7 protein-coding genes and 1 pseudogene are annotated in these 9,016 nt (G+C 61.9%); 5 read left to right on the top strand and 3 right to left on the bottom strand.

From position 1 onward, the window contains the following. Positions 1 to 3,343 (top strand): DEAD/DEAH box helicase (locus VH88_RS13915; protein WP_045811779.1); only part of this gene is annotated, 3,343 nt, incomplete at its 5' end. Between the two features lie 61 nt (positions 3,344 to 3,404). Further along, a pseudogene (locus VH88_RS16740) lies at positions 3,405 to 3,673 on the top strand (hypothetical protein); the annotation flags it as partial. 5 nt (positions 3,674 to 3,678) lie between these two features. Here VH88_RS16740 and VH88_RS16115 read toward each other — a convergent pair. Next, on the bottom strand, positions 3,679 to 4,287 hold the full coding sequence (locus tag VH88_RS16115) for a hypothetical protein (RefSeq protein WP_156146855.1): 609 nt from the start codon (positions 4,285 to 4,287) through the stop codon (positions 3,679 to 3,681). Beyond that, a complete protein-coding gene (locus tag VH88_RS13905; protein ID WP_045811777.1) occupies positions 4,284 to 4,490 on the bottom strand; it encodes a hypothetical protein in 207 nt (68 codons plus the stop codon). The genes VH88_RS16115 and VH88_RS13905 overlap by 4 nt, the downstream gene beginning before the upstream one ends. Before the next feature lie 129 nt (positions 4,491 to 4,619). On the opposite strand from VH88_RS13905, the gene VH88_RS13900 reads away from it, so the two are divergent. The 3 genes from VH88_RS13900 to VH88_RS13890 are packed head-to-tail and all read left to right on the top strand — an operon-like array spanning position 4,620 to position 8,525. Beyond that, positions 4,620 to 5,357, top strand: a complete 738-nt coding sequence (locus tag VH88_RS13900) for a TnsA endonuclease N-terminal domain-containing protein (RefSeq protein ID WP_156146854.1) — start codon at positions 4,620 to 4,622, stop codon at positions 5,355 to 5,357. A 16-nt stretch (positions 5,358 to 5,373) separates the two neighbouring features. After that, positions 5,374 to 7,572: a Mu transposase C-terminal domain-containing protein gene (locus VH88_RS13895; RefSeq protein ID WP_156146853.1), complete on the top strand. Its 2,199-nt coding sequence runs from the start codon at positions 5,374 to 5,376 to the stop codon at positions 7,570 to 7,572. Beyond that, positions 7,569 to 8,525 carry a TniB family NTP-binding protein gene (locus VH88_RS13890; protein ID WP_045811774.1) on the top strand — a complete coding sequence of 319 codons (957 nt, stop codon included), beginning with the start codon at positions 7,569 to 7,571 and terminating at the stop codon, positions 8,523 to 8,525. The genes VH88_RS13895 and VH88_RS13890 overlap by 4 nt, the downstream gene beginning before the upstream one ends. 173 nt (positions 8,526 to 8,698) lie before the next feature. Here the strand turns inward: VH88_RS13890 and VH88_RS13885 are convergent, their stop codons facing one another. Next, on the bottom strand, positions 8,699 to 8,893 hold the full coding sequence (locus VH88_RS13885; protein ID WP_045811773.1) for a hypothetical protein: 195 nt from the start codon (positions 8,891 to 8,893) through the stop codon (positions 8,699 to 8,701). Positions 8,894 to 9,016: the final 123 nt, after the last annotated feature.

Raw genomic sequence — 9,016 nt, 5'->3', positions numbered from 1 at the left:
CACTTTTACGGGGGAAGATCACCAGGGCCTTCGGCTGCTCGAAAGCGAGGGCGACCCCGATCTGGCCCGCACCGCCTGCGCCGCCGCAGCCGAGGCCCTGGAATCGGTCGTCGCCAATGGTCCCGACGGCCCGGAGCAAGACTTTCACCGGCTCATGGCGGCCAGCGCCTATCACATAGCCCGATATTCGGCGCGCGCGTTCTCGCTATTGACACCCTTCGCCGACGCCGAGCAGGGCAATCTTGCGCCGGCCGAGCGTGCGTTGTCGCTTCTGATGCTGCGCCAGCTGGATCGACTCGATGCCTTGGTGGTCGACTGGACGACGGGGGATCGAGCGTCTGACGCGCGGCTGGCGGATCAGCTCGGCGCCGCCATCTCCGCCGAGCCCTGGGCCGATGACGACGAAGCCGGGGGCGCGCCCGATGCCGTCATCGACGTCGCGGACCTGGTGCTCACCCAAGGCTTCATGCTGGCGGTCAGCCAAGCGCTTTTGGCGTTCGAGAGGGGCGAACGCGGCCTCCTGGACCGTGCGCTGGAAGAGTTCGACGCCGGCCTTGAGGATGCCGACGCGCTCAACATGGTCCCGCAATGGTGGGCCCATCGCCTGGCGCGCCACCTATTCGACGAGCTCTGGCAATGCAGCTTCCACAAAGTTCTGCTCAAGGATGGCCCTGCAGCCCTGGCTGACTGGACCGACCTGCGCGAGTTGTTCATCGCGTCGCTTTATAGCCGCGCGCGGGCCGAGATCGACCTGTGGCCGTCGCAGATCGACGCGGCCGCGCGTGCGATGGCGATTGACGAGAATCTTGTGGTCTCGCTGCCGACGAGCGCAGGCAAGACCCGGATCGCCGAACTCTGCATCCTGGCCTGCCTCTCCAGCGGCCAGCGGGTGATGTTCATCACACCCCTGCGCGCGCTGTCCGCCCAAACCGAAGTGTCGCTCAATCGAACCTTCCGGCCGCTCGGCAAGACCGTGTCGGGTCTCTACGGCAGCATCGGGGTCAGCGAAGCCGACACCGGATTGCTGAAGGACCGCGACATCGTTGTCGCCACCCCCGAAAAGCTGGACTTCGCTCTGAGAAACGATCCAGGCCTGCTTGATGATGTCGGTCTAGTCGTGCTGGATGAAGGGCACACGATCGGCCTGGGCGAGCGGGAAGTTCGCTACGAGGTGCAGATCCAGCGCCTGCTGCGTCGCGCCGATGCTGGCCAGCGCCGTATCGTCTGTCTGTCAGCCGTCTTGCCCGAGAACGATCAGCTTGACGATTTCGTCGCTTGGCTATCAGCCGATCAGGCTAATGGGCTTGTCTTCAAGGACTGGCGGCCGACGCGCCTTCGGTTCGGAGAAGTGGACTGGAGCGCTCGTGGGGCGAAGCTCAACATCACCCTCGGCGACGAGACGCCGTTCATTCCCAGCTTCCTGGCACCGCGCGAGCCGCCCAGGCTTGGAGGCCGGGGCCAGCGCAAGAAGGCGTTCCCGGACGATCAACGCGAACTGGTCCTTGCGACGACTTGGCGATTGGTCGAGGATGGCCAGACTGTTCTGATTTATTGCCCGCAGCGCCGCTCGGTTGAGCCGTTCGCATCAACGATCGTCGATCTCTACAAACGCCAGCTGCTTACCGCTCTAATCGACGAAGATGACCCTCGCCTGGCCAAGGCGCTGGCGATTGGGGCCGAGTGGCTGGGTGCGGATCATCCACTTCTTAAATGCCTGCGGCTAGGCGTCGCCGTACATCACGGTGCCCTGCCCACCCCCTATCGGCGGGAAGTCGAAGCCTTGCTGCGTGACGGGATCCTGAAGGTCACGGTGTCTTCGCCGACGCTCGCCCAAGGCCTGAACCTTAGCGCCACGACCTTGGTCTTCCAGGGCCTCTACGGCCATAATGGCGTCATCGAGGCTCACGAGTTCAGAAACATCGTCGGCCGGGCCGGGCGTGCCTTTATCGACGTGCAGGGTCTTGTGCTCTATCCTATGTTCGACAGGCACGTGTCTCGCCGGCGCGACTGGACTGGCCTAGTCAACGAGACCGCCGGCCGTGAGATGGAGAGCGGCCTGCTGCGGCTCGTCCTGACCCTGCTGCGACGCATGCAGTCCAAGCTGGGCACCAAGGACGCCCAAACCTTGATCGACTATGTCGCCAACATGCCGCAGTGGGACTTCGAGCCGGTCGCCGGCGAAACCGCTGACGAGCAGGCGACCGAAGAGCAGAGCTGGAACACCTACGTCACGTCGCTCGACACGGCCTTGCTCAGCATGCTGGGCGAAGAAGACGTCGCCGACGCCGACATTGAAGCGGCTCTGGACGCCGCGCTCGCCAGTTCCTTGTGGAGCCGCCGACTGGCCCGGCGCGGTGAGAAGCTGCAGGCCTTGATGCGGGACACGCTCGTGAAGCGAGCAAAGCACATCTGGGCCAACACCACCGCCCGACAGCGGCGCGGTTATTTCCTCGCTGGTGTGGGTCTGGCGACCGGGCATCTTCTGGACGCGCGCGGCGACGACCTGATCGAACTGCTGATCCGCGCCAACGGCGCCATCATCGGACGCGACGATGAGGTCGCCATAGAAGCCCTGACGGCCTTTGCGGAGATCGCGTTCCGCATTCCGCCGTTTGCGCCCCGCAAGCTGCCGGCCGATTGGACCGACATGCTGCGTTGCTGGCTGGAGGGACGCCCGATGAGCGCCTTCGCCGATGATGAGGACAGCGACGCACTGCAGTTCATCGAAGAGGCCTTCCTCTACCGCCTGCCCTGGGCGCTGGAGTCGGTTCGTGTCTATGGCTTGGCGATCGGCTATACGACGGCCCAGGGCATGGAGCTTGACGACTTAGAACTCGGCATGGCCGCCGGGGCGGTAGAGACTGGGGTCTTGAATCGTGACACCGTCTTTTTGATCCAGGCAGGTTTTACCTCGCGCTCCGGAGCGCAGGTGGCAGTCGCCGACGGCGCGGGCCGTTTTGAGAGCTTGGCCGAGTTGCGCGCATGGACACGTACGCCAGAGGTCTTGGCGCTCACAGCGGATCTGGCATGGCCGACGCCCGAGACGCACGACCTGTGGCTGGAGTTTCTGGGCGGCTTAAGCCCTCAGCGCATCGCCACCTGGAGCCGACAGGAACACCACGCCCTCGTGGAGTGGCTGGGTCACCATCCCGACGATGGCGAGGCTCTGCGGATCTTGCCCGGGTCGCCAGATCTGATCGTCGATAGCGTTAATCGACCACTCGGGACGATCGCCGGGTTCATCAACGGTCAGCGCATAGGGCTCCTGCAGGTCACCGCGCATAATGGCGGCGTCGATCTCGTCTATCTAGGACCAGATGACCTGAACGCTCAACTTCTCTAGGGGAGGGCGAGCTTAGACTTACTGGCCGCGCTGCAAACCCAACTAACCGACGCACAGGGCACGTTTGGCCGCGTGCTCGGGCACGTTGAAGAAACTCAGCTTCACGGTGGCCAGGTCGATGCCAGAGGTTTGCCTGAGAAGGGAGAGGAAGAGCCGATCGACTGCCGGCGCAGCGGCGTCTTCTTCGGCAAATGGTCGCTGGTGCGCGTGGTGGATCAGGCGCTTCGACCGGCTTGGGAACAGGGTGTGCGACAGCGGTGCAGGCTGCGATGGCCGCCCTCATAAAACACGTACACCAAGGACCTATTGGCCCACGCACCCTTCGCGCCCAGCGTCTACAAACTCCCAGTCAAACGACGATGCCGGCGGGCACCAGCGTCGACCGCGAACTCTACCGTCACCAGAGGCCGACGTGCCATTTGACCGAAGCGAGTGCCCGCCTCGATCAGATCGATGAAGGACGCCGAGACATGTCCTTTGGCTTCAGCGATCTCGCTGAGGTCGTTTGTTTCGTGCACCGCTTCGCCATCGGCATGCCACAGATAACGTGCGGACTTCTGTGCACCGGATATCTGACGGGCGGGATTTTCGCTGTCCTGAAAATCGCTGACGTACCGGTCCACATCGTCATTCGAGCCAGTTACTTCGCACGCTCCGTCGACGTTGAGCAGGGCGAAGTGGAGAAGCATCGACGCATAGGCTTCCCCGATCGACTGGCTCTGTCCCGGCGGCAGACCATGGAGGGCAAACTGGTACCGGATGAAGACCTGGCCCACGTCCAGAGGCGAAAAGCGCGCGGGCGTTCCTGATCCGGGAAGTTGATCGCGCCGTCGCCACACGCGCTGCGTTTCAACGTTGAGGCCGGTGATGGCTGCGACTTCGGCGGGAAGGAATTCCGTGAATGTGATCCTGCTCGGTGCCGGCGGCTCGTTCCTGCGTGTCATGCGTCTGCCTCAAGAACCATCTGAATTCGACATATCGCCACCAGCGCCTTCGGTCCAAGTTCACCAGTTTCAAGATCGACGAGTTTGCCGGCTAAGAACCGCGAACGGACGAGGTCTTCGGCTAACGCCTGCAGGTCGGGATGCGAAGTCTCCATGACCGGTGAAGCGCCGCCTCCCATCAAGCATATCTGGAACTTTGCCATCCGGCGTTCTTCACCTCCTCTAAGCTGCGAACAATTTCATAGACCGGGTCGTTGACCCGGTCAACCGTGTCATCTATACGTCGGTCGGTCCGCTGTTGTGGCGGACGCCAGAGCGAGCAAACAGCGGACATGAGCATCACGTCGTTCAGCGCAGGGGGGAGCCGGACAACAGTTGTGGAAGCCTCGCGTTATGCGCGCGGTGTGGATTTGCGACTGGCAGCCACAGTCGTTGAACGCGAAGACGGCGGCCCAATGCGACCAGTAGGTCGGCGCCGGCGGCGTCGTCCGGGCGGACTGTACTACAGCCACAAGATGGGGCGCCACGTCGGTTGGGAGTCGAAGGCGGAACGGGATGCCTTCTTCTTCCCTGAAGTTAGTCCCGACATCGTCGCCTATCGGGAGCAGCCGCATACGGTGACGGCTATGATCGATGGGGTGAGGCGTTCTTACACGCCCGACCGTCTGGACATCGGCGCCCATGACGGTCTCACCGTGGTCGAGATAAAGGACAAGTTCGAGGCGGACGCCGATCCCGACTATGCGCTCAAGCTGGAGTTTTTCGCCGATGTCTATGCGGCTCTCGGCTGGGATTTCTCTGTCATCGATCGCGAAGAGCTGGAGGCACAGGCCTCCGTCGCCGCGCTGAAGAAGATACAGTCGCATCGCCGCGTTTCGTACGATGTGGCGGAGTTGGATGCTGTCAAGGCAGTCCTTGCGGGCCGCTCTGCTACGGTCGGGGAACTGCAACAACTTTTCAATCATCCGCTGAAGGGCGAAGCCAAGTTGTGCGCGATGATGGTGATGCGCCACCTGCGGATCGACCTCAATGCGCCGCTCTGTGCGGAAACCCTCGTGACGCCGGTGTAGGGGTTTGAGCCGCTCGTTGTTCAACATCTCGGCCGGAGATCGCGTGGTCATCGAGGGTACCACGTACGTTCTCGATGCCATGGTGCCTTCGGGAACTGGCCGGCGAGATGAGGTCGACGATTTTCAGTTCAAGGACATTCGAATAGGTCGCGCCACCATCTTCACGACGGCCGAAATCCTGCACCTTTATGATAAAGGCAGCGTGCGCCTGCTCTCGCCGACGGAGCGTTTAAGCGACCGCTGCCCGCGACGGGAAAGCGCCAGCCCCGACGATCCGAAGGGGGACGCGCGCGCCGAGATGGCCATCGCGAAGGGTTACCGTCGGCTGCGTTATCTGAAGGCCTACGATTCCGCGCCCGTTCCGCTATCGACCGCGCGCCTCAGCAACTTCATCGCTTCGGTCGCCGAAGAGATCGGGGACGCGAAGCCGCCGTCGCCAGGTTCCGTGCGCCGATGGATTACCAAAAGAGGTGCGCTAGGCGTCCGTCGTCTCGGGGAAATGGTGGGACGCAACCCGTCAGGCGCGCAAGGCTCCCGCCTACAGCCCCGGGTCCAGGAAATTCTAGGCGAGGAGGCCGAGCGCTATTATGAGTCCATCCGGGTTCAGGTTCGCGATGTCTGGGTCATTGTCACCCACAGGGTGAATGACGAGAACGCGGCGCGCGGCATAGGCGATGAACTGCTGAGGCGGCCAGCAGAATCCACCGTGTGGCGGTGGCTCAAAACCAACTTGAACTTTGAACGGGCGAAACGCCGGTGGGGCGTCCAGGAAGCCACGCGTCGCTTCGGGGTGGTTCAAGGTTCGATGGTTGCGGACGCCCTTTTGGACATCGCCATCATCGATCATACGATTTTGGACTGCTGGGTTATCGACGATGTCACTCAGCAGCCGATCGGGCGGCCGCGGCTCACCGTCATCCTCGACTCCTGTTCCCGCATGGTTTTGGGGTTTGATGTCAGCTGGGCAAACGCTGGTCTTGATGCGGCGTTTGCGGCGCTTCGCCATGCAGTGCGGCCCAAAAAATATGTTCAGTCGCGCTATCCGCAGATTACGCACGACTGGCTCGCCTATGGTCAGCCCAGGACCCTTGTGGTCGACCAGGGCTTGGAATTCATGGGCACGACGTTCGAAGACACGTGCCTCAACCTAGGCATCAGCCTTGAACCGGCGCCGGCGCGGACGCCGGAGTATAAGGGCCAAATCGAACGCTTCTTCGGTTCCATGAACAAGGGGCTCCTGCACAAGCTGCCGGGGTCGGTTCCGCTAAAGCCGCATCAGTTGCGGGAGTTCGGTATCGACCCGTCCAAGACCGCCGTTCTCTTCCTGTCCGACCTGATCGAAATCATCCACCTGTGGATCGTCACCGTCTACTCCCGCGAGGTTCACTCGGAGATCGGGAAGGCACCAGCCAAGGCCTGGGCGGATCGTGCCGCTACGGACGTGATTGAACTCTGCCCCAACCTGGAGGAACTCGATCAGGCCTGCGCCCGCACTAAAACCGTGCGTCTCACGCGCGAAGGAATCAGGATGCACCGCAACCTTATTTATCGCTGTAACGAATTGGCGGCATTGAGGGAGGACATCGCCAAGAGCGCGCCGAGTCGTAGCCAGTCGAAACAGGGCAGCGTCTCGGTGAAGGTTACCTACCACGCTGACGACGTCAGCCGAATCTACGTTTGGAATCCCCGAACCAACACGTCCGTGGAAGTGCCGTGCGTCATGGCGGAATACACGCGCGGCCTCAGCGAGCATCTGCATCATCGCATCCTGGAGTTCACGGACAAGGCGAACCGCGCATTCCAGACCGAAGCGGAAATGTGCGCCAATCGGACGGCCGTCTACCGACTGATGGATGAAATTTGCGAAACGCGCGTCGTGGATCGCAAGCGTCTACAGCGGGTTCGCGAGCCTGAACGGCGGGCGCAGCAGGACTTGGTCCGGCTGGACGCGATCAACGGCCAAGGCGGAACGGTGGCGTCGAAGGTGGTCCAAGTCGACATCGATCCGATCCGGAACCGCGATCCGCAAGCGCCCAGGGAAAAGCACCCGCTTCTGAGGTCAGCTTCCAGGAAGCGCAAAACGGGCATCGAGAAAAACCCTGCCAATCGTGTCACCGCTGTGACTGAGACCTCACGCATTCCGGCACCAGGGTCTGACGATTTTGATTGGGCTCTCGCTATCGAGCGTCGCCGGCAAAAGCGAGATGGTGAATGACTGACCTGAACGACGAGGCCGCGCGTCGCGTAGGATTGGCGGACGCCATTGTGATCCCCAACGAACGCGCAAAGGAGGCGCACAGCGCCTTCGATTATCTTCGTCTTCGTGCGCATCAGCGGTCTGACCGAGGCACGACAGGTGTTCTCATGGTGGGGCCGTCCCAAACGGGCAAATCTACGATCCTGCACAGCTACAGGCGACGGCTGAACACGCCCCAAGCCCTGGAAGACGGGCGCATTCCAGTTCTCTTGGTCACGCTCACCGCCAACCAAACTCGCAAGGGTCTGGCTCAGGACATCCTGCGCGCGATTGACGCATTCGGTTATCAGACCGTCTGGCAGAAGGGGACGGAGAACCAACTGCTTAGTCGCGTCCAAGCCAACATCAAGCAGCACAAGGTCGAACTGCTGATCCTCGACGAGATTCAGCATCTGGTTCACAGCGACAATCAGAAGCTGGCCTCCAGCGTCTCTGACACCATCAAGTGGCTCTTGATGGAGTCAGTCGTGCCGGTGGTAATGTCAGGGGTGGAAGAGGCTTGGCTTCCTTTTCGTGCCAATTTGCAGCTTCAAAAACGTTGCGCAGCGCCCATCGTCATGGACCCGTTGGACCTCGCCAAACGCGAAGATCAACATCTGTTCCGGTCGTTCCTCGTCTCCTTTATGGTGGAGGTCGAGGCTCAAAATATCATCGCGGATGCCACCGGCGTCTTGACTGAGAACCGTGTCCCCGAGTGCATCTACGAGGCCTCAGAAGGCGTCTTGGGGCAAGCCTGCAATCTGATCAAGGACGCGCTCTACCTGGCGATACGGCGTGGAAGCGACGCTTTGTCAGTCTCTGATCTCTCCGAAGCCACGGATCGGTGCTGGGTCGCGTTCGACCGGCTGCGTATTAATCCGTTCGTCCACGGCATCGCTCCCGTCCGGCCTGTGCGGAGGATGGGGCGTTAATGCTGAATAACATCATCCATCCCCTCGGGATCACGTGCGAGCCCATTTCAGGCGAAAGTCTGATGTCGCTGATTGCACGGCACTGCGAGGCCAACTTCATTGCCCGGCCCACCGACTTGCTGGCCGCGGCGCGGATCGATGTACTAGTCCCCGGGTTCATCCCTTTCACAAAATCAAACGATGCTGCTGCCATGGCGGGGCTTTTCGGCGTTGGAGTCGAAGAAGTCGCCGTCCGCATGCATGGCACCCGGGACGTCGCCGGGGGAGCGGATTGTGTGAACTACTTCGGAACGCCTCTTGAGCGCCGACATTTCGATGACCGGCGCCGCCGAGTTGCGCCAGGCGCACTCGCCCAGCATGGTTTTCATCGCCCAGCGTGGGCCTTACGCGCGTTCGATTTCTGTCCGTGGAGTTTCGAGCGCCTTCTGGCGGAATGCCCACGTTGCGAACATGCCTTAGGGTGGGGTTGACGTGCCCCTGAGTTTTCATCC

It is taken from the genome of Brevundimonas sp. KM4 (assembly GCF_000964075.1).
Lineage (GTDB): Bacteria > Pseudomonadota > Alphaproteobacteria > Caulobacterales > Caulobacteraceae > Brevundimonas > Brevundimonas huaxiensis.
The sequence above is the reverse complement of the archived record's forward strand: the minus strand, read 5'-3'. Positions and strand labels throughout refer to the sequence as shown.

Excerpts from the sequence above, each read along its gene's own strand:
- VH88_RS16115 (WP_156146855.1), bottom strand. The coding sequence starts at position 4,287 with ATGACACGCAGGAACGAGCCGCCGGCACCGAGCAGGATCACATTCACG.
- VH88_RS13905 (WP_045811777.1), bottom strand. The coding sequence starts at position 4,490 with ATGGCAAAGTTCCAGATATGCTTGATGGGAGGCGGCGCTTCACCGGTC.
- VH88_RS13900 (WP_156146854.1), top strand. The coding sequence starts at position 4,620 with ATGAGCATCACGTCGTTCAGCGCAGGGGGGAGCCGGACAACAGTTGTG.
- VH88_RS13890 (WP_045811774.1), top strand. The coding sequence starts at position 7,569 with ATGACTGACCTGAACGACGAGGCCGCGCGTCGCGTAGGATTGGCGGAC.
- VH88_RS13885 (WP_045811773.1), bottom strand. The coding sequence starts at position 8,893 with ATGAAAACCATGCTGGGCGAGTGCGCCTGGCGCAACTCGGCGGCGCCG.